The sequence below is a fragment of the Maribacter sp. Hel_I_7 genome (assembly GCF_000688315.1).
GTDB lineage: Bacteria > Bacteroidota > Bacteroidia > Flavobacteriales > Flavobacteriaceae > Maribacter > Maribacter stanieri.
On the sequence record NZ_JHZW01000002.1, the window covers coordinates 165336 to 185598 of the forward strand.

15 protein-coding genes are annotated in these 20263 nt (G+C 35.5%); 4 read left to right on the forward strand and 11 right to left on the reverse strand.

Annotated features, from left to right (window positions below; all coding sequences use genetic code 11):
• Positions 1 to 165: 165 nt before the first annotated feature.
• A complete protein-coding gene (locus tag P178_RS0102235) occupies positions 166 to 543 on the forward strand; it encodes a hypothetical protein (RefSeq protein WP_036145588.1) in 378 nt (125 codons plus the stop codon).
• A gap of 182 nt (positions 544 to 725) precedes the next feature.
• Here P178_RS0102235 and P178_RS0102240 read toward each other — a convergent pair whose 3' ends face one another.
• Positions 726 to 1742, reverse strand: a complete 1017-nt coding sequence (locus P178_RS0102240; RefSeq protein ID WP_027064675.1) for a DUF6588 family protein — start codon at positions 1740 to 1742, stop codon at positions 726 to 728.
• A gap of 71 nt (positions 1743 to 1813) precedes the next feature.
• Positions 1814 to 3754 carry a DNA topoisomerase (ATP-hydrolyzing) subunit B gene (gene gyrB, locus P178_RS0102245; RefSeq protein WP_027064676.1) on the reverse strand — a complete coding sequence of 647 codons (1941 nt, stop codon included), beginning with the start codon at positions 3752 to 3754 and terminating at the stop codon, positions 1814 to 1816.
• A gap of 408 nt (positions 3755 to 4162) precedes the next feature.
• On the opposite strand from gyrB, the gene P178_RS0102250 reads away from it, so the two are divergent.
• On the forward strand, positions 4163 to 4348 hold the full coding sequence (locus P178_RS0102250; RefSeq protein WP_027064677.1) for a CsbD family protein: 186 nt from the start codon (positions 4163 to 4165) through the stop codon (positions 4346 to 4348).
• Positions 4349 to 4435: 87 nt separating this feature from the next.
• Here P178_RS0102250 and asnB read toward each other — a convergent pair whose 3' ends face one another.
• The gene (asnB, locus tag P178_RS0102255) at positions 4436 to 6109 is read right to left on the reverse strand and encodes an asparagine synthase B (RefSeq protein ID WP_027064678.1); all 1674 of its coding nucleotides are present in this window, start codon (positions 6107 to 6109) and stop codon (positions 4436 to 4438) included.
• A gap of 245 nt (positions 6110 to 6354) precedes the next feature.
• Between asnB and P178_RS0102260 the strand changes: the two genes are divergently transcribed.
• The gene (locus P178_RS0102260) at positions 6355 to 6894 is read left to right on the forward strand and encodes a DUF2911 domain-containing protein (protein WP_027064679.1); all 540 of its coding nucleotides are present in this window, start codon (positions 6355 to 6357) and stop codon (positions 6892 to 6894) included.
• A gap of 69 nt (positions 6895 to 6963) precedes the next feature.
• On the opposite strand, the gene P178_RS0102265 is transcribed toward P178_RS0102260, so the two are convergent.
• The 5 genes from P178_RS0102265 to P178_RS0102285 form a co-directional block, all read right to left on the reverse strand.
• Entirely contained in the window at positions 6964 to 8589 is a 1626-nt protein-coding gene (locus tag P178_RS0102265; RefSeq protein ID WP_027064680.1) for an amidohydrolase, read from the reverse strand.
• A gap of 98 nt (positions 8590 to 8687) precedes the next feature.
• On the reverse strand, positions 8688 to 9116 hold the full coding sequence (locus tag P178_RS0102270; protein WP_027064681.1) for a hypothetical protein: 429 nt from the start codon (positions 9114 to 9116) through the stop codon (positions 8688 to 8690).
• Positions 9117 to 9193: 77 nt separating this feature from the next.
• Positions 9194 to 11011, reverse strand: coding sequence for a DUF885 domain-containing protein (locus P178_RS0102275; RefSeq protein WP_027064682.1), 1818 nt, complete (start codon positions 11009 to 11011; stop codon positions 9194 to 9196).
• A 78-nt stretch (positions 11012 to 11089) separates the two neighbouring features.
• Positions 11090 to 11851: an NYN domain-containing protein gene (locus P178_RS0102280; protein ID WP_027064683.1), complete on the reverse strand. Its 762-nt coding sequence runs from the start codon at positions 11849 to 11851 to the stop codon at positions 11090 to 11092.
• Between the two features lie 79 nt (positions 11852 to 11930).
• Entirely contained in the window at positions 11931 to 13235 is a 1305-nt protein-coding gene (locus tag P178_RS0102285; protein ID WP_027064684.1) for an MFS transporter, read from the reverse strand.
• Between the two features lie 85 nt (positions 13236 to 13320).
• Here P178_RS0102285 and P178_RS0102290 point away from each other — a divergent pair, with 85 nt between their 5' ends.
• Positions 13321 to 14103: an NIPSNAP family protein gene (locus P178_RS0102290; protein ID WP_027064685.1), complete on the forward strand. Its 783-nt coding sequence runs from the start codon at positions 13321 to 13323 to the stop codon at positions 14101 to 14103.
• Here the strand turns inward: P178_RS0102290 and P178_RS0102295 are convergent.
• From P178_RS0102295 to P178_RS0102305, 3 genes are all read right to left on the reverse strand, one after another.
• Positions 14100 to 15080 (reverse strand): OmpA family protein, encoded by a 981-nt coding sequence (locus P178_RS0102295; RefSeq protein WP_197026771.1) that lies wholly within the window; start codon positions 15078 to 15080, stop codon positions 14100 to 14102. The two genes, P178_RS0102290 and P178_RS0102295, sit on opposite strands and share 4 nt — an antisense overlap.
• A gap of 241 nt (positions 15081 to 15321) precedes the next feature.
• A complete protein-coding gene (locus tag P178_RS0102300; RefSeq protein WP_027064687.1) occupies positions 15322 to 17073 on the reverse strand; it encodes a hypothetical protein in 1752 nt (583 codons plus the stop codon).
• A 29-nt stretch (positions 17074 to 17102) separates the two neighbouring features.
• Positions 17103 to 20120 (reverse strand): tetratricopeptide repeat protein, encoded by a 3018-nt coding sequence (locus P178_RS0102305; RefSeq protein WP_027064688.1) that lies wholly within the window; start codon positions 20118 to 20120, stop codon positions 17103 to 17105.
• Positions 20121 to 20263 lie beyond the last annotated feature (143 nt).

Sequence of the window (20263 nt, forward strand, 5' to 3'; positions counted from 1 at the left end):
TGAAAGCCCTAAAAAACATCGATAAAATACACGTCTTGTTAAAAAAAATTGCGCTTTAACGAAGAAATCGTCAAATAGTTACCATACGTCGAATTAAAGTAATAACACAAAATTCATCACGTTAATAACTGTGGATCCCAAATCCAAAATTAAATTAACCTACTTATGACTAAGAAGTTCCTCTCTTTGTTGGCCATTTGTGCCATAGTGTTGCTTGCAAACTGTTCTAGGATAGAACAGAATACCGACCCCATTATTGGGATATGGTCGCAATCTAACACTATTACAACAGAAAATTCTGCGAAACAAACCGTACGTAAAGAATGGATTTTCAATGATGTATTCTTAGGAAGATATCATGAAATTGACGGCAATACAATTACCTTAAAAACAGATTTCAACTGGTCCAAGCAAGACGATATTTATACTGTAGAGTATAAAGGTCTTGACGGCAAGCCCAACAATGTAATTACCATTAAAGCTACTGAAGATGGATTCTATCTTCTAAAGAAAGATGGTGCTACATTGGCTATAAGGGAATAAACGATTTTAACAGGGCCATGGGAAAAAGGCTGTCCGGAGGGATCTGGGCAGTCTTTTTTATACCCATTGTTGTTCTAACTTAGCTTTTAAAAAGTATTACCTACGCTTATTTAAAGCACAAAAAAGGTCCGACGGAATTAGAGATAATTCCTATCGGACCTTTTTAAATTTATAACTTGTCTTTATCTAAAACCGAAATTAATACCTAGGGTTGCGGTATTAAACTCTCCTAAATTATATTCAGCGTTCAGCCTAAAAAAACCTAATTTTAGTTTAGTACCTAAAGTACCGGTTACACCACTCACCTTCTTGGTTATAGAAAAAGGATCTACATAGGTATCTGATGCAAAAGGACCACTCGTTACCCTGTAAGTTCCAAGAACATCAGTAACAAATTTTCCTGTAATATAATTAACACCGCCATAGAAATTAATTATTGGGAGTTTAGTTGAAACTACGCCACCAAATACCCAACTATTAATCTGTGCCTCTATTCGCTGATTCTCTCCATCTATTAGCCTTGCATTGGTCAGGTCATAATCACCACTAATATTAGTGTACCCAATAACTGCAGAAATAGCAACAGGTAAAATTTTATCTGCAGGCAATAATTTGGTAAAATCATGTTGAATACCAATTCCGTATAAACCTATTGAAGCATCCTCGTATTCCATTTTAGGAAGAAATCTTGCTTTTACCTCTATCCCTTTTATCAAGCCTACACTTGCTTGCACATAACCTGAAGGAACGAAATTAATATCTTCACCAGCTAATCCTGATGGTAATTCAAACGTCTCTCGAACCGTAACACCCAATACTTCTCCTTCAACGAACATTTCTGTTCCTGAAATATCACCTAATGCCGTAGAAACCTCTCTTGCCTCACCTGGATTATCAACAAAATCTAGATTCTCATAATCATTTGGATCTAAAAGAAAAGTCTTCTTATCCTCTTTATTTTTAAAACCAGTGATATTTCCAACTATCGAGATTTCAAACCCACCTAAAGGTTTTGCATCGGCTGTATTGTACCATCCTGTAGAAATACTATACACCACACTTTCAGAGAGTGGTTCCATATAATCGGTAGTAAATCTTTCTGCATCCTCTACGCCTGCTGATAGCACATTATTAAAGTCTGCTTGTGCGGTAGCCGTTATACAAGTTCCAAGAAAAACACAAGTAAGTAAATTTTTCATAATTGTAAATTTCCTTAAAACTAAAAAACCTGCGCTGTAGACGCAGGTTTTTGTTGTGTAAATGGTATTTTCTATGTGTCAATGTTTGCATAAACAGCATTTTTCTCAATAAATTCTCTTCTAGGCGGTACTTCATCACCCATAAGCATTGAGAAAACACGATCTGTTTCTGTCGCATTATCAATTTGAATTAGACGTAAGGTTCTAAACTCAGGGTTCATAGTAGTATCCCACAATTGCTCGGCGTTCATTTCCCCAAGACCTTTGTATCGTTGAATACTAACTCCACCACTGTAGCTTTCAGCAATTTCGTCACGCTCTTTATCACTCCAAGCGTATCTCTTTTTCTGACCTTTTTTCACTAAGTATAATGGCGGCGTTGCAATATAAACGTGACCACTCTCAATCAACTCTCGCATATAACGGAAGAAGAAGGTCAATATTAATGTTTCAATATGGCTACCATCGACATCGGCATCACACATGATGACTACCTTATGATATCTTAGTTTAGCAAGATTCAATGCCTTACTATCTTCTTCTGTACCAATGGTAACACCCAAAGCAGTATACATATTCTTGATTTCTTCATTTTCAAAAACCTTATGTTGCATGGCTTTTTCAACGTTCAAAATCTTACCTCTTAAAGGAAGAATCGCTTGAAAATTACGATCACGACCCATTTTTGCTGTACCACCCGCCGAATCTCCCTCGACAAGGAATATTTCACATTTTTCAGGGTCTTGTTCAGAACAATCTGATAATTTACCTGGTAACCCACCACCGCTCATAACATTCTTACGCTGTACCATTTCACGCGCTTTAGAAGCTGCGTGTCTAGCCTGAGCTGCAAGAATTACTTTTTGAACGATAATTTTAGCATCATCTGGATGCTCCTCTAGGTAATTGGTCAACATTTCCGATACAGCTTGACTAACAGCCGCAGAAACCTCACGGTTACCTAATTTAGTTTTAGTTTGACCTTCAAATTGAGGTTCAGAAACTTTTACGGAAACAATTGCAGTTAAACCTTCGCGGAAATCATCTCCTTGAATTTCAAACTTTAATTTATCCAACATTCCAGAAGCATCTGCATATTTCTTTAAAGTAGAAGTTAAACCTCTTCTAAAACCAGATAAATGCGTACCACCTTCGTGTGTATTAATATTGTTTACGTACGAGTGTAAATTTTCAGTATAACTCGTATTATAAATCATTGCAACCTCAACAGGAATATCATTCTTTTCCCCTTCCATTGCAATAACATCTTGAATCAAAGACTCACGGTTACCATCTAAAAATTTAACAAACTCTTTAAGACCTTCGTCAGAATAAAAAGTTTCACCAACATATCCCCCTTTTTCGTCTTTCTGACGCTTATCGGTAATAGAAATGGTTACCCCTTTATTCAAGAAAGAAAGCTCACGCATTCTATTGGCTAAAGTCTCATAGCTATATTCTATTGTTTGAGTGAATATGGTATCATCTGGGTGAAAAGTTACCTCTGTACCTCTTTCTGTAGTTTCGCCAATACGTTTTACAGGATACAAAGCCTTACCTCTAGAATATTCTTGCTGCCAAATAACACCTTCCTTAAATACCTTTGCAGACAAATGATCAGAAAGTGCATTAACACAAGAAACACCAACCCCGTGAAGACCACCAGAAACTTTATAAGAATCTTTATCAAATTTACCACCCGCACCAATTTTGGTCATTACAACCTGTAATGCAGATACACCTTCTTTTTTATGAAGATCAACAGGTATACCCCTACCGTTATCTTTTGTGGTTATGGAATTATCTTCGTTTATGATTACGCTAATAGTGTCACAATGACCACCCATAGCCTCATCAATAGAGTTATCTACTACTTCATATACCAAATGGTGCAAACCACGGACCCCAACATCACCTATATACATGGATGGACGCATACGTACGTGCTCCATTCCCTCTAAGGCCTGAATACTATCTGCCGAATAATTTTTCTTATTTGCTTCTTCGCTCATAAAATTAAGGTTGTTTTACTTCAAATTTTGCAATCTTACAAATATACGCAATACCCCATGAAATATGGACTTTCTAGCAATTGAGCAATTGTAAGTTATCAACAATTATTGTGGAAAATTACAGTCTGTTCTTTAAAACACAGAATAGACATAACTATTGAATCCTCATTTATTTAGGTAAAACGATAAAAGAATACTGCAATTCCCGATATAACTTCGAAATTGAGCCAGTACAATTACATTTTCATCTCAGGAAATCCATTTAAAAATTAATGATCTCTTAACAATCCCAGCCCATAATTAACGGTATCAAAATCAATGTGTGCGCTATCGATTGAATACTAAAAATATTAAGATTTCATTTACATATCGATACTAACTTAGCTATAAATCTTAAAACAATATATCATGAATGAAGAGCAATTTAAAGGGAAATGGAATATAGCAAAAGGTAAGCTTAAACAACAATATGCAGACCTTACAGATGATGACCTAAAGTACGCTGAAGGTAAATCTGATGAATTACTTGGTAGAATACAAGAAAAGACCGGTGAGTCTAAGGAAAAATTAAAGCAAATGATAGACAATATGTAAATCATTAGATTCATATGTGCTATAAAAGTAACCCCGTCTACTAAGTAGACGGGGTTTTCACAATAGATACTATGACTAATTCAAACCCTATTGTTTAACATATGCATCTGAATGAACATTTGCTACAGCTCTACCAGATGGATCGTTCATGTTTTTGAAAGCTGCATCCCACTCTAAAGCAATTTGGGTACTACAAGCTACAGAAGCTTCCTGTGGCACACACAAAGCAGCTGCATCTGAAGGGAAATGCTCTTCGAATATAGAACGATAGTAAAATTCTTCTTTTGATGTTGGTGTTTGAAGAGGGAATCTGAATTTAGCATTTGCCAACTGTTCGTCACTTACTTCTTCATTAACCACTACTTTCAAGGTATCAATCCAGCTATAGCCCACACCATCAGAAAATTGTTCTTTCTGTCTCCATGCCACACTTTCTGGTAACATATCTTCAAAAGCTTTACGAACAACCCATTTCTCCATACGCTCACCGTTGATCATTTTATCTTGTGGGTTAATACGCATAGCTACATCCATAAATTCTTTATCTAAGAACGGAACTCTACCTTCTATACCCCAAGATGCTAAAGACTTGTTTGCACGCAAACAATCATACATATGAAGCTTGCTTAATTTTCGAACGGTCTCTTCATGAAATTCTTTAGCATTTGGTGCCTTATGGAAATATAAATATCCACCGAACAGCTCATCTGCTCCTTCACCTGACAATACCATTTTAATACCCATGGACTTAATAACACGAGCCATTAAATACATAGGCGTAGAAGCACGAATTGTAGTAATATCATAAGTCTCTAGGTTATACACTACATCTTTTATAGCATCTAAACCTTCTTGAATAGTAAACTTAATTTCATGGTGTACGGTACCAATATGATCTGCAACTTTTTGAGCAGCTGCTAAATCTGGTGATCCATCTAGCCCAACAGAAAAAGAATGCAATTGTGGATACCAAGCATCTGTAGTATCACCACTTTCAATACGCTTTTGGGCATATTTTTTAGCGATGGCAGAGGTTACAGAAGAATCTAAACCACCTGATAATAACACACCATAAGGTACATCTGACATTAACTGTCTGTGAACAGCTGCTTCTAATGCTTCTTTAATCTCTTGTATACTAGTTGCGTTATCTTTTACCGCATCATATTCCATCCAATCTCTAGAGTACCATCTTTTTAATTCTCCGTCAGAACTATGTAAATAATGTCCTGGAGGGAACAATTCTATTTTGGTACATGTACCTTCTAAAGCTTTTAATTCAGAAGCAACATAAAATGTACCGTTCTTATCCCAGCCCATATACAATGGAATAATTCCCATATGATCACGAGCCACAAAATATTCATCTTTTTCAGCATCATAAATAGTGAAGCCAAAAATACCATTCATCTCATCTAAAAAGTCTACTCCTTTTTCTTGGTATAAAGCCAAAATAACTTCACAATCAGACTCCGTTTGAAAATCGTACTTGCCTTCAAATTGCTTACGTAACTCTCTATGATTATATATTTCACCATTGGCAGCTAATATCAATTTACCATTAGGACTCAATAAAGGCTGTTTTCCAGAAGCTGGATCAACAATAGCCAAACGCTCATGCGCCAATATAGCTTTATCATCTGCATAGATGCCACTCCAATCTGGACCTCTATGTCTTATTTTCTTTGACATTTCTAAAAGTTGAGGCCTAAGTACTTCTGTACTTTCCTTAACATCAAATGCACATACAATTCCACACATAATCTAATTATTATATCAATTCGAATACAAATATCTATTTATAGTTTCAATTAACAAACATATACTTCAATTATGCTTACATATTGTAATAATAACAATGATATTCAGTTCAAATTCAAAGGTTTTTTAACTTTATTCTGTTTAAAACCTGTTGAAATGTAACTATCTAAAATTTAACTTCTTTTTATTAATAGGACTGTAAGGAACTGCTTAGTTTTATGACCTAGAAAACCAAAACAATTATTATGAAAAAAGTATTTACACTCGCAACATTAATTTTAGCCTTAGTTTTAACCACTACGGTATCTGCTCAAGATTTCTCAGGAATCGACAAGAGCCCAATGGATATGGCTGCCTACCCAACAGATTACAAGGTATCTGAAAAGGCTGTTCGTATCATTTACGGAAGACCACAATTAAAAGGTCGTTCTATGGAAGAATTAGCTCCAACAGGAAAAGTTTGGAGAACAGGAGCAAATGAAGCTCCTGAAATTACATTTTACAAAGATGTAAAATTCGGTGAAAAAGATGTTAAAGCTGGTACATATTCATTATTCACTATACCAGGTGCAGACGAGTGGACAGTTATTTTAAACAAAAATTTAAACCAATGGGGTTCTTATTTTTACGATGAAGCTGCTGATGTTGCACGTGTGACAGTACCTAATGGTTCTGACACCTCATCTCTTGAAGAATTCTCTATCGCATTCAAAGATGCTAACGGTGGTGCTCAATTAGTAATGGGCTGGGACAAAACTAGAGTTGCTGTTCCTATTACTATGTAATTTAGCAATTCATATAAATTAAAAAAGCCTCGGTCATGGACCGAGGCTTTTTTTTTTAAGCATATAATTTTACCTAACTATACCACTTATAAAAGTTTGTTCTGCCCGAATGGTAGGAATTTCCTCTACCGGTACTGTCATCATATCTTTATCATAGATTACAAAATCGGCAAATTTGCCTGCCTCTATACTTCCTTTTTCGTCTTCTTCAAAATTGGAATATGCTGCCCAAATTGTCATCCCTTTTAAGGCTTCTTCTCTAGACAATGCTTCATCCATTTGAAAACCTCCTTTTGGATACCCACTAGTGTCCATACGAGCAACTGCTGCGTAGAAAGTTAAAAACGGACTTACATTTTCTACAGGAAAATCGGTTCCTAAAGCTATGGTCCCCGCTTTATTCAATAAAGTTTTATAGGCATAAGCACCTTTTACACGTTCTCCCAACCGGTCTTCAGCCCAATACATATCGCTAGTTGCATGTGTTGGTTGTACCGAAGGAATAATACCATCTTCAAAATAATCAAAATCGCCCTCTGTTAATACTTGAGCGTGTTCAATTTTCCATCGCCTATCAGATTTACTTTGCAACACTTTTTTATAGGCTCTTAATACCGCAATATTGGCAGAATCGCCAATAGCATGCGTATTCATTTGATATTCTGATAGTGCAAGTTTTTCTGCCAAAGCCTCAATATCTTCCACGGGAGTAATCATAGCTCCAAAATGACCAGGCAAATCACTATACTCTTTTTTTAGCGCAGCCCCTCTAGAACCTAAAGCCCCATCACCATAAACCTTTATAGACCTAACATTTAATCCATCAGTTTTTATAGGACCTTTATTTATAAAATAATCTACATCTTCTTTATTGTTGCTTACCATAGCATATACCCTAATTGACAATTCGCCTGCTTGCTGAAGACTATCGATCAATTCTATAGTACTTCTACTTAAACCTGCATCGTTAACGGTGGTAAGCCCATGGTTTAAACTAATTCTCTCCGCATCTTTCAACGCCTTAATATTATCTTCTAGAGATGGCAATGGCATTATACTATCAATAAGCGTCATTGGGTTGTCTACTAAAATTCCAGTAATACCAGAAAAACCATTCTTCCATAATTTCACGATTTCACCACCTTCAACTTTGGTACTCCAATCTATACCAGCCATATCTAAAGCCTTTTGGTTTACCAAATAGGCGTGACCATCCACACGTTCTAAGGCAACAGGTATATCTGGAAAAATAGTATCTAATTGTGCTTTGGTCGGAAATTCTTTTATTTCCCAATCATTCTGATCCCAACCTCTACCTCTAACAAACGACTTTGGGTTGGCAGTATGAAAAGCCCTTACACGCTCCAACACCTCTTCAAAACTTGTAGTTCCTACTAAATCTACTATTTGCTGGGTAAGTCCTAATCCATAAAAATGGCAATGCGCATCAATTAAACCAGGGGTAATTGCCCTACCGTCTGCATCAATTAACTGATCTGAAGTATACACATCTCTAATTTCATCTGTAGTACCAACGGCAATAAATTTACCATCTTGCACAGCAAATGCTTGTGATTCAGAAAAAGAATCATCAACAGTATAAACCTTAGCGTTTACAATAACAAGGTCAACTTTCTCTTTCATGAGTTCGCAACCAGACAACAATACAAGTAGAACAGGAAGTAGTTTTTTCAAAATAGAATAGTTAGTTAGCAAAATCATTAAAGCATGGGCATACTACCCTCTTTAAATTATATTGAAAACTAAGTATTTTTTTGGAAAGATTTAAATCTTTAACGCCCTGGAATTTGACGCACTCCATAAATTTCACTAGAGCCTATTTCAGAAAAGGTCTCTCCCATAATTTTATCTCCTTTGACTATTAGCACAAAAGAAACACGTTTTAATCCTTCAAAATTTACATTGAAATTAATGCCGTTTTCAGTTACAATAACATCTTGACCTGTTAGTATACCTGTAGATAATTTTAAGGCCACATCATAAGAATCTTCTTTTTTTGTAATAAAGAATACCCCATTCTCATAAGGTGCATCAACATTAGACATCGAATATTTCCACACGCCCACTACAGAATCATTAGTAGTAGTTTCATTTAATATTTGTTGATTAGAATAGGTAGTCCTATTAGATTCAATTGTTGAAAATGAGCAAAAAACAAATACTAGTAGTACTCCTTGAAATATAAAACGGGTAATTTTCATTAATGGTTATGTTAACTATGTAAACTAAACGTCGATTTTATTTTTATATTTTATTAAATTGTAAGGCTTTAACTACATTATTTTTGTTGTAGTACAATCCAATAATTTATTTTTTCTTCCAATAAAACTAAAGGTAAACTACCTGAATTTAAAATTTGACTATGAAATTCCTTAATATTAAAATTAGAGCCCAAGCTTTTTTCTGCCTTTGTTCTTAATTCCCTAATTTTCAATTGACCCATTTTATAGGATAGCGCTTGACCTGGTGTTGCCATATAACGCTCAATTTCAGCAATTATACTTTCTTCAGATTCTGCTTCGTTATCAAGGGAGTATTCTATTGCTTTTTTTCTTGTCCAACCTTTAGCATGTAACCCTGTATCTACTACCAATCTTATTGCCCTATGCATCTCCATACTTAACATTCCAAAATATTGGTACGGATCAGTGTAAATACCCAACTCTTTACCTAACGATTCTGCATACAATGCCCAACCTTCTACAAAAACACCCATACTTTCTGGATGTAAAAATTCCGGTAGATTGGTATTCTCTTGCTGTAAGCTTAATTGAAAATGGTGTCCAGGTATAGCTTCATGTAAAAACAGCGCCTCGTCATGCACAACGTTATATGATTTAGCATCAGGAATTGGAACATAAAAAATACCGGCTCTAGATCCGTCTTTCGATCCTGGCACATACTCTGCACTTGCAGATGCTTCCCTAAAGGCTTCTGTTCTCCTGACATTAAAGCCAGCTTTAGGAGTTAGGTTAAATAATGAATCTATACGTAAGGCAATACGGTTATTAATAGCATTAAAACTTTCTATTACCTGTTCTGGTTTTGAAAATGGCATCAATTCTTTTTTATTCCTCAATGAATTAAAGAACGATTTTAAATCGCCATTATAACCAATTTCATTTTTAACGGAATCCATTTCCTTTGAGATACGAGCCACTTCAGACAAGCCAAGTTCATGAATTTCATCAGCATTCATGTTGGTAGTCGTATGTAATTTTATTAAATATTGATATGTTTCTTTTCCATTAGGCAAATCTTGTAGTCCGTCCGTATCTCTGCAAACAGGTAAATATTCTTTTGTCAAAAATGTATTTAACTCTACATATTTTGGTGTCAGTTTATCTTTTATAAACGCTGCATAATTACTTTTTATAATATCCATATCAACATCTGATAGTCCATCAGGGAAATTTAATACGGGCTGATAAAAAAGATTCTCTTCAAGTGGAACATCAATGAAAGACCGAACTTGAGGCAACATTTTAAGCGTTAAAACCTTTGGCAAAACAACGCCCGTATCCATACCTCTTTTCATTTTATCAATGGAAGTATCTAAAAAAATCAAGTAATCATCTAACCTACTTAACCAATTGTTATAATCTTCTATGGATTTAAATGGCTGTACACTTGCACCACTTGCTAATTGCGCAACATACAAATGCAAAGATTGTATTTGAAAAAGCGGCATTAATTCAAAACTTGGCAAGTCATAAATAGGAGATGCAACGGTAACCATAGAATTCATTACCCCTTCTAATTTAACGGTACAGTCCCACTTCATTACTCGCATAGTCATATAATCCTCTGAACTTATTTGGGTAGAATCATATTTACCCAATTCATCTAAAAAGTAAGTGTAGCGGTCTTTTAAATGTAAGATGTAGTCGTCAGAAATATAGTTAGCTATGGTATCATTATATTTTGAATACCCAGCCTTTGTAGCCTCTATAGGATTAATACTTTTCTTGAATTCATAAAACTCAGCAAAAACATCAGCTATAGGTTTTTGTATAATGGGTTTATCTTGCTTTGAAATATCCTTACAGGAATTAAAAACAACAATAAATAACAAAAGCCAAAGCGTACGAATCATGATGTCAGAATTTGTATGGAAAAATACAAAAACTAATAGGATTGTACTGCTGCAATTTTACTGAAAAATGAAAACGATTTATTTTTTGGATTTAGAATTACCCTTCTCCTTAATTTTCACGTAAATTAATTTTTTACGCCCCTTGGAATCTTCACGACGTTCAATTTCAAAATGAGGAATTGAGTTGATTAATGGAGTTAATTTTTGAAAACCATAGTTACGAGAATCAAAGTTTGGTTGCTTCTTTTGTAGTAAGCTACCAACATCACCTAAAAATGCCCAACCATCGTCATCTGCAACATCATCAATTGTAGTAGCAATAAAACGTAATGCTTTTGGGGTAATCTTATCAACAGTATTCTTTTCGGCAGGTGTCTTATCAGCTGTATCAGATGATTCTTCTTCAGTTCTACTTTTAAGAATTTCTATATAAATAAACTTATCGCAAGCAACAATAAACGGATTAGGTGTTTTGCGTTCACCAATACCAAAGACCTGCATACCTGCTTCTCTTAATCTAGTAGCCAACCTAGTAAAATCACTATCACTACTAACAATACAAAAGCCATTAACCTTACCAGTATACAGAATATCCATAGCATCAATAATCATGGCAGAATCTGTAGCATTTTTCCCCTGGGTGTAACCATATTGTTGAATGGGAGTAATTGCATTTTCAAGCAATACATTTTTCCATTTTCCTAATCTTGGGTTGGTCCAATCACCATAAATACGTTTTATAGTTGGGTTGCCATATTTAGCAATCTCCTCCATCATTTCCTTTACGTAGGCAGACGGAATATTATCACCATCAATTAATACTGCTAAATTCAAATCCATTTGTACTATTTTATGTAAAGATAAATTGATTTCTACTTGAACTGCAAGATGTTAAGCATTAAGTTTTTAAAATGACTACTTATTGCGGATTATCTGCCTTAACAGAGGCTATTACCAAAAATATTAAAAAAGTTAAACCTAAGTACCCTACCATTTTATAAGATCCAAATGTAGAGAGGCATAGACTAAAAACACTTGGTGCCAACGCACTCGCTAAAATTAAAATACTCATTATTTTACCGGTAATACTACCCAAATGAGCCCTGCCAAAAAACCGAGGCCATGCCACTGCATTAAGCACTGCAAAGAATCCGCCAAGAATACCAAAACCAGCAATTAACATAGGTACGCCAGCAGCCGTAGATAGAAACAAGAACCCTAAGGATGCTAAAAACCCACCAAGTAGCATAAGGTATAAATACAGTTTTAATGGTAAATAATCACTTAGAAAATTAAACAGAGTAGATACCGTTACCGCTACCACTGAGCCTGGTAAGAAAATAGCAATTGCATCCTCTTTCACAAAACCTTCATGAGTAAAAATTGATACTACATGAAAAGTTAGTCCTGTTATAAAAAAACTATTGAAAGCAAGGGTTAAACCATACATCCAGAAAGCCCTTTCTTTTTTTGCTTCTTCGAGTGTAAATTGTTTAGGAACTAATTTCTTCTCTTCCTCTTCTACAGATAGTGATTTTGCGCCGTCTGGTAACAACCCATGTTTTTCTGGAGATATTTTATAAAACGTATAAATAAACACACTAAAAACTAGTAAACCAATTGCCAAAAACTGCCAAGTTCTCTCCCAACCATATCCTTCAATTAAGGCATTTACCCATAATGGAGATGAAGAAAACCCAAAAGAAAGTGCTACGCTACTAAACGAATTTACCTTGCCCCTATTTTTATCGAACCATATCATAATTACATTTCGTGAAGCCATGGTCAATACACCTTGCCCAGCAAAACGCAATAAGAAAAAAAGGACCGTCATTAACGTAAAAGGTACCATCCATGTATCCACAGAAAGCACTTCTTTAATATATGAACTCATTACCGCAGACCATGAACATAAAAACAGGGTTACACCTAATGAAAGTGATGCAAAGAAAGCTACATATCTTGCGCCATAGACATCAAACCAAACTCCTGCCCTACCTATAACTAAAGAGCTAACAATGGTACCAATCATATAAGCATTACTAAACTGATTTCTAGAAAGCCCCAGTGCATCTTTTACCGGATCTGTAAAAACGGATACCCCAATTGTTTGCCCGGGAATACTACAATAGATACCAATTGTACCAATTACCAGAATTACATAACCATAAAAAACGGGACTTTTGGCTGGATCAATTAATGGTTTTTTAAGGAAGTTTGACATAGAAAAATTGCTACTACAAAAATACATCATAGGCATCATTTTTTTTATGATTAACTTTCTAATTCTAAAACAAACTCACAACTTCATGAAGAATACATTTCGGTTACCATTGCTTACACTTTTGATTATGGTTATCTCATCAATTTCTGGTTATGCTCAAGAAAAAGAGTACTACGAACTAAAAACCTATACCATTAAAAATGACGACCAAGAAAAAATGGTCGACAATTACTTAGAACATGCGTATTTACCTGCTTTAAAAAGAATGGGTATTAAACCTGTAGGCGTCTTTAAGGTTAGACCTGATAAGTTTAAGGTAAGTGACAAAATTTATGTACTGATTCCATTTCAATCATTAGCCGAGTTTGATAAATTGGAGTCGATGCTTGCAGTAGACAAAACACATTTATCTGCAGGTGCTGAATATATAAATGCTACACATGATAAAAAACCATATGAAAGAATAAGCTCGGTATTAATGAGAGCTTTTCCTGATATGCCAAAAATGAAACCTAGTAAGGTTGAGGGCAATCGTACTGATAGGGTTTACGAGTTACGAAGCTATGAAGGTCCAACAGAAGCCATGTACAATAGAAAAGTTAATATGTTTAATGAAGGCGGTGAAGTTGAACTTTTTGAAAGCCTAGGCTTCAATGCCGTTTTTTATGCAGATGTTATCTCTGGCGACAAAATGCCTAACCTAATGTACATGACCACTTTTACCAACATAGAAAAGAGAGATGCACTTTGGAAAGACTTTGGGTCTTCTGATAAATGGAAAGAAATTTCAGTAATCGACAAATACCAAAACACGGTTAGCCATGCAGATATTTATCTTTTGTACCCTACTGAATATTCAGATTACTAATCTTTTTTACTAAGAACAAATTCTACACGCCGGTTGAGAAATCTACCGGCTTCTGTATTATTAGTAGAAATGGGTTTTAGGCTACCATGCCCTTCTGTAGTGATTCTTTTTTCAGGGATTCCATTTTTACTTAAATAAGCTACTATTTCAGAAGCTCGTTTTAAGGCTAATTTTTGATTAAAAACATCAGAGCCTTTATTATCCGTATGACCTATTATTTTAATATTAATATCTGTATTTGACTTCAAGTAAGACAATAGCGATTCCATTTCATGTTGGTGGTTTCCTCTAATTTTAGATTTATTGAAATTAAAGTAGACATCTTTAAAAACATGAATACTATCTAGTTGATATTCTCTATCATTGGAGACTATTACATTTTCATTTTTTGAATTAACATTCGTTACTGAGACCATATCAAGATAGTAGTAAGACCCTTTGGTGATTTTTCTTTTTGTTTGATATTTCTGTGTGCGTTTATTATTCTTGAAATTACCGATAATCATATAATTTTCAGTTCCGGTAGCCTCATATTCTGTAGTTAGCTTAACCCATTTTATTTCGTCGGAATAATACTTTGAATATGTGATTTCAAGTTCTTCGGATATATCTCCTTGTAGTTTAGAAAAATGCAAGCCAGACAATACTTTACTCGTCTCTACGGAAACTGGAAGCTCGGTAAACCGTATACCAAACTCCTTTACTGCAAAATCTGAACGTTCAGCCAGGCTTACATAAAATGAGATACTATATCGTTCTCCCTTCTTCAAAGTAGAACTCATTTGCGCTTCAATATACTCGCGATAATCGTTTGGGGCATACATATAAAACCCAACATAGCCAACTCCAAAATTAGCCGGTTGCTGCCCATTGAAATTCTCCGGAGTACCCATGACTTTACTACAACCATTAAAATAATCTGTAGAACCAAGTGTAGGCATATTCCAATCTTCAACATCCTTTTCTAGATTCCCCAATTTCACAGGGCAATTTATATACCTTTCAAAACTAGGATTTAGAACCAGGTTTTGTGCAACCCCAAAGAAAGGCATAACAAACAGTAGCGATAGTAAAAGTTTTATATGTTGAGTTTTAGCGAACATGAGTATGGTACAGATTCCCTAAAGTACAGAAATCCTATAAAATTAAGATTAGACATACCAAAAAGCCCTTCTAAATAATTAGAAGGGCTTTTTGAAATATAAATTTTATAAGATTCTAGAAATCGAACTTATACGTTGCTCCTCCCAAAACCTGAATACCTTGAACTTGAAAATTAGCCCAACGTTGGTAATCATTATTAGATAGGTTTGCCCCTTTAATAAAGAAAGACCATTGATCTGTATAACGATAGCCAATATGCGCATTTGCATCGAAAAAGCCGTCTAAAGTAATTTGCGTTGCAGGAAAATCGCTAGGCAGTGCATTCTGAATTACGTTTGATGAAAAATCATCACGTTCGCCAACATAAAATAAATTAGCTCCCGCATACCATTTTTCTCCAATCTGATAATCCATAAAAAGAGATGCTTTTAAGTTTGGCAAGTTCCAGGCTGGGTTTCCGGTTTCTGTATTATAATCATAAACCTCAGCATTAACACCCAAAGTGAAATTACGGTTTACGTCAACATTCAATTCCCCAAATATGCCCAATGTCTTTATATCATCATAAAACAGATCAAATGAATTTCCGTAATAATACCCTTTCTCATCAGACCTAAAATCGTTTCTAGGGTTTAAAACATATAATGGTTTGTTATTCTCTGCCGAATAAGACCCTTTAACGTTATAACTTAAATTTGGCAATAATTGCCCCTTAAAGCCGACATAGGCATTATATTGACTATCTGTTGGAGCAACGGTTAGCGTTGGAGAAACAAACGTATTGCCTTCCACAAAATCATAATAAGAATTCTGCTTCAACTCACCCGTAACACCACCATAAGCAATAACAGATTCATCTAACAAACGATATGATGCGGTTACCGCAGGATAGATATAGAAGTTACTTTCGCTATTCTCTAAATCCATTCCGTATACTAAATTCACTCCCAAGTTCAATGATAGGTCATCACGTAACATTTTTAAAGACGGATTAACACCTACTTGTAAATTTCCATAAGAAATTCCATTGTCATTAGTAGTACTGCTAACATCTGCGTTCTCAAAAGTACCACCCACATAATCAACTTTTACCTTGGCATTGAATACCTCGTCGTTTAAAGGAAACTCAAAACCTGTATTAAAGATAGCCCTGTTTTCTCCAGAACTTACAGCATCAAAAAATCTACGGTAAGTTAAGTCCGCTCTTTTAAAGAAAGCATCTTCTACATTGATGTGACCACTTGCCTCACCCATAAAATAGTTCTGACGTTCGTCTATACTATTAATAACTGTTTCACTGAACACGCCTGTCTCTATACCGTACCAATTATATAATTGATGTTGTAGCCCAATTGCCGCTCCCCAATCTAAATCGCGGTCGCGTTTTGCATATGATGCATCTAATCTGGTATCATAAAAAGTATCGTTCAACTCAACACCTTCAATTCCACCTCGTGAGGATAAATGATTAAAACCAATATCAAAATTTTCATCTCTATTAATGGTTCTACTGGTATAAAATTCACCCAATACATTACCATATAAGCCTGCTCCTAAAGAAGCATACGAATTATATAGTACTGGCGGCGGCAATCTTTCCACTTTAGATGCCGTGCCTTTAGATGGTGTAAACGTAGACGCTACAGGCACTGAAAAAATGCTATAGGTAATCGGTTTTTTCTGTAGTACGATAGAATCGTTCATATTAGGAACCGATTTAATTTTAAAAGCATCTGAAACGGTTGGCGTATACGCTTTGGTAACCGTTACGGTCTCCGTTCCCAAATCCTTTTCCTCCTCTTGAGCAAAAACAACTTGAAAACCAAGCGTTAAAAAAATAAGCGCAAATATATGTTTGTTGTACATAGGTGTTCTTTTACTGGTGTACGTAGTTTTTAATTAGGATCAACTGATGAGTTACTCTTAGCCTCTTTCGACTTTATAATAGCAAGCTCTGCCCTTGCCTCTGATACAATTTCTGGATATTGACTAAAATTTGTAATCACACTTTCAAGAATATAAGTTGCTTGGTAGGCATCATTTAGTGCATAGTAATTCTTAGCCATTAACACTAAACCTTTACCGCCCCACTCTTTATATACCGCATAGTCTTTAGCCAGTTTTTGTACGGCGACATTTGAGTTTTCATAAGCACCATCTTTATGTTCAAAATAGGCATCATAGTATAATGCTTCTGCAGCCGTAGCCCCAGATGCAATTTTTAAAACCTCTGCATATGCTGACTTTGCTTTTTGCTCGTCATTGGTAGCAATGGCAGATCTAGCGATCATAATATGTGCATCACTCTTAATTCTATTATCTATACTTGGCGTAGACAATACCTTGTCGGCATACTCTAAAGTCTTTGGATAATTCTTCTCACCATAATAGCCTTTCATTAAGTTAGAGCGTGCAAATGTTCTATTCTGCTGAATATTTGCCTGACTCTCTAATTTCAATAAATATGGCAAAGCAATTTGGTAGTCATCTTTAGAAATATAAACCTCGCAAACACGGGTTAATGCTTGTTCTGCATACTCACTTGTACTTCTATCGGCAACATATTTATAATATGGTAAAGCCGATTCTTTCTCCCCTTTACCAAAGTACAATTGTGCTAAACTAAAGTTAGCATCAACAGCATGTAACCCAGTTGGGAATTGCTGAATGTAATTTTTATACCCTTTAATAGCAGCATCTACATTACCCTCTAAATTCTGCTTTTGCGCAGCATCAAAAGTGGCGTTGTCCAATTCGGCATCGGTTACCTCAACAAAATCAAGTCCGCGTACCCATTCTGCATATTCGTTTACTTGCCCCATGTCAACATAGACCAATTTTGCTGTAGCTACCGCTTGTATGGCTTCTTGTGTTTTTGGAAAATCACTAACAACAGTTTTAAACTTCGCTAAAGCAGCTTCGTTTCTACTCGCATTATAATTAACCAGACCCTGTCTCATTAATGCTTGTGGCACTAAAGAGCTACCTCTGTATTCACTGATCAATCTATCATAAGCCTCAAGGCCTTTGTTCTCTTGCCCTTGCGATACATAGGTATTACCCAGCTCAAACAAGGCATCATCTTTAAAACTAGATCTCGGGTATTGGTTTACGAACTCCTCTAAATTCTCAATTTTGCTTGCACCTCTATCAACATAACCATAGCTCATTGCTTTTTGGTAGAAAGCATAATCTTTCTCAGGACCTGTTAATGCAAGTGCTTTGTTATATGTTTCAATAGCTGGCCAGTATTTACTAGTAGCGTAGTAGCTATCTCCCAATCTTAAAAATCCATCATGCAATTTCTCTACCTCTGCATTTCCGTTAGCGGTAAATGCATTGTAATAGGTAATAGCATCGGTATAATCCTTTTGCTTGAAGTATGCATATGCCAAGTTATAATCTACATCGGCATACATTTCTGTATTTTTTGCTGACGGGTTATTCTTAAAGGCTAAAAATCCTTTTGCGGCATCATCAAATCTATTGCTATTATAATCAGCTTCCGCCTTCCAATAATTTGCTCTTGCTTTAAACAACATATCTTCTGCACTGTTTAAAGACTTACCGAAATTCTCTGCTGCAGCATTGTAATCACCTTCCATAAAAAGTTCAATACCTCTATAGTAAGCTACTTTTTGATATACCGCTTTACTTGCATAATTCTTATTCTCTTCTAGCAATTGCATTGCGCCCTCAAAATTCTTTGAAGTAATGTATGAATCTACCAATAAGGTCTGCATTTCTTCTTGATGCTCATCTTTCGGGTAAGTTTTCAAGTAATTAGTTATTACCTGTGGTACCGGCTCATAGGCATTACCCACCTCATAACTCAAACGTGCATAATTTAAAAATGCATCTTTTTGAATCTCTGCACTGTAATCCATTTGAGAAGCATTACGGAAAGCGTTCAATGCTTCTTGCTTTTTATCAAGCTTTAAATAACACTCTGCTAAATGGTAGTAAGCATTCTGTGCAACGCTATTGGTACCGCCAATAATTTTATTGAATTGGGCTATAGCACTCGCATAATCTCCTCCCTTGTAATAAGCATAACCCAGGTAGTAGTAATCGGTATTGCTCCATTTACCACCTTTACCATTATACTCGGTTAAATACGGAATTGCATTTTCGTATTGCTTCAGGTTAAAATAGCTTTCCCCTATAATCTTATTCAGTTCAGAAACTTCCCTTCTATCAGATTTTGGTATTTGTTTTTTAGCCACGGCAATTGCCTCTTCGAACTTACCAAGTTTAAAATTCATATCTGCCTGGTAATAGCTCAACTTCTCTTCTAAAACATCTTGATCGGTAATTTGATCGAAACGCTGATTTGCCGTTTCGTAATCATCTTCTTGATAAGAGATATACCCCAAGTAATATTTTGCCTGAGACCCATATACCTGAGAAGTAGTTACCTTTTCTAAATACTTTTCTGCCTGATTTGTTTTACGGGATGAGAATAGCGAATACCCATAGTTGAAATTGAACTTATCCATCTCGCCACGAGACAATGAGTTCTGGTCAACCTTGTCATACCATTTTAAAGCATAAGGATATTTCCCTGTCTGAAAATAATATTCTGCCACATCTGCAAAAGCAGAATTACGTTTGGTAGACGTAGGATATTTTTCAACAAAATCTTCCATTAATCGATCTGCACCGATCTGGTTTAGGCGTACTGCCGCATTGGCTGCATAATATGCACTATTGGCAGCAGTCTCCTCATCTTTGGTAGACACTTTGACCTTTTCAAAAATGGTCTGTGCCGCTTGATATTGTTCGTTGTTGTAAAGCGCTAGCGCGTCTTGAAATGCTTTTTGTTCATGGGTGTAAATCTTAGACTCTTGGGCCGTGGTCAATGCGACCAAACCGAGTACCATTGGAATAAAAGCGGTGATTTTTTTAAGCATAGTGTTCTGTTACTATTTAGAAGTACCGTTATCACATGTGATAACGACAAAAATTGTACCTAAGTATGTGCAATACCTATACAAAAGAAAAGATTTTGATTAAGGGCTCTCAAATATCAAATGGAACTTATTACTTTTATATC

What these genes read in the sequence shown, in the direction of transcription:
- P178_RS0102235 (WP_036145588.1), top strand. Translation starts at nt 166, where the DNA reads ATGACTAAGAAGTTCCTCTCTTTGTTGGCCATTTGTGCCATAGTGTTG.
- P178_RS0102240 (WP_027064675.1), bottom strand. Translation starts at nt 1,742, where the DNA reads ATGAAAAATTTACTTACTTGTGTTTTTCTTGGAACTTGTATAACGGCT.
- gyrB (WP_027064676.1), bottom strand. Translation starts at nt 3,754, where the DNA reads ATGAGCGAAGAAGCAAATAAGAAAAATTATTCGGCAGATAGTATTCAG.
- P178_RS0102250 (WP_027064677.1), top strand. Translation starts at nt 4,163, where the DNA reads ATGAATGAAGAGCAATTTAAAGGGAAATGGAATATAGCAAAAGGTAAG.
- asnB (WP_027064678.1), bottom strand. Translation starts at nt 6,109, where the DNA reads ATGTGTGGAATTGTATGTGCATTTGATGTTAAGGAAAGTACAGAAGTA.
- P178_RS0102260 (WP_027064679.1), top strand. Translation starts at nt 6,355, where the DNA reads ATGAAAAAAGTATTTACACTCGCAACATTAATTTTAGCCTTAGTTTTA.
- P178_RS0102270 (WP_027064681.1), bottom strand. Translation starts at nt 9,116, where the DNA reads ATGAAAATTACCCGTTTTATATTTCAAGGAGTACTACTAGTATTTGTT.
- P178_RS0102275 (WP_027064682.1), bottom strand. Translation starts at nt 11,011, where the DNA reads ATGATTCGTACGCTTTGGCTTTTGTTATTTATTGTTGTTTTTAATTCC.
- P178_RS0102280 (WP_027064683.1), bottom strand. Translation starts at nt 11,851, where the DNA reads ATGGATTTGAATTTAGCAGTATTAATTGATGGTGATAATATTCCGTCT.
- P178_RS0102285 (WP_027064684.1), bottom strand. Translation starts at nt 13,235, where the DNA reads ATGTCAAACTTCCTTAAAAAACCATTAATTGATCCAGCCAAAAGTCCC.
- P178_RS0102290 (WP_027064685.1), top strand. Translation starts at nt 13,321, where the DNA reads ATGAAGAATACATTTCGGTTACCATTGCTTACACTTTTGATTATGGTT.
- P178_RS0102300 (WP_027064687.1), bottom strand. Translation starts at nt 17,073, where the DNA reads ATGTACAACAAACATATATTTGCGCTTATTTTTTTAACGCTTGGTTTT.
- P178_RS0102305 (WP_027064688.1), bottom strand. Translation starts at nt 20,120, where the DNA reads ATGCTTAAAAAAATCACCGCTTTTATTCCAATGGTACTCGGTTTGGTC.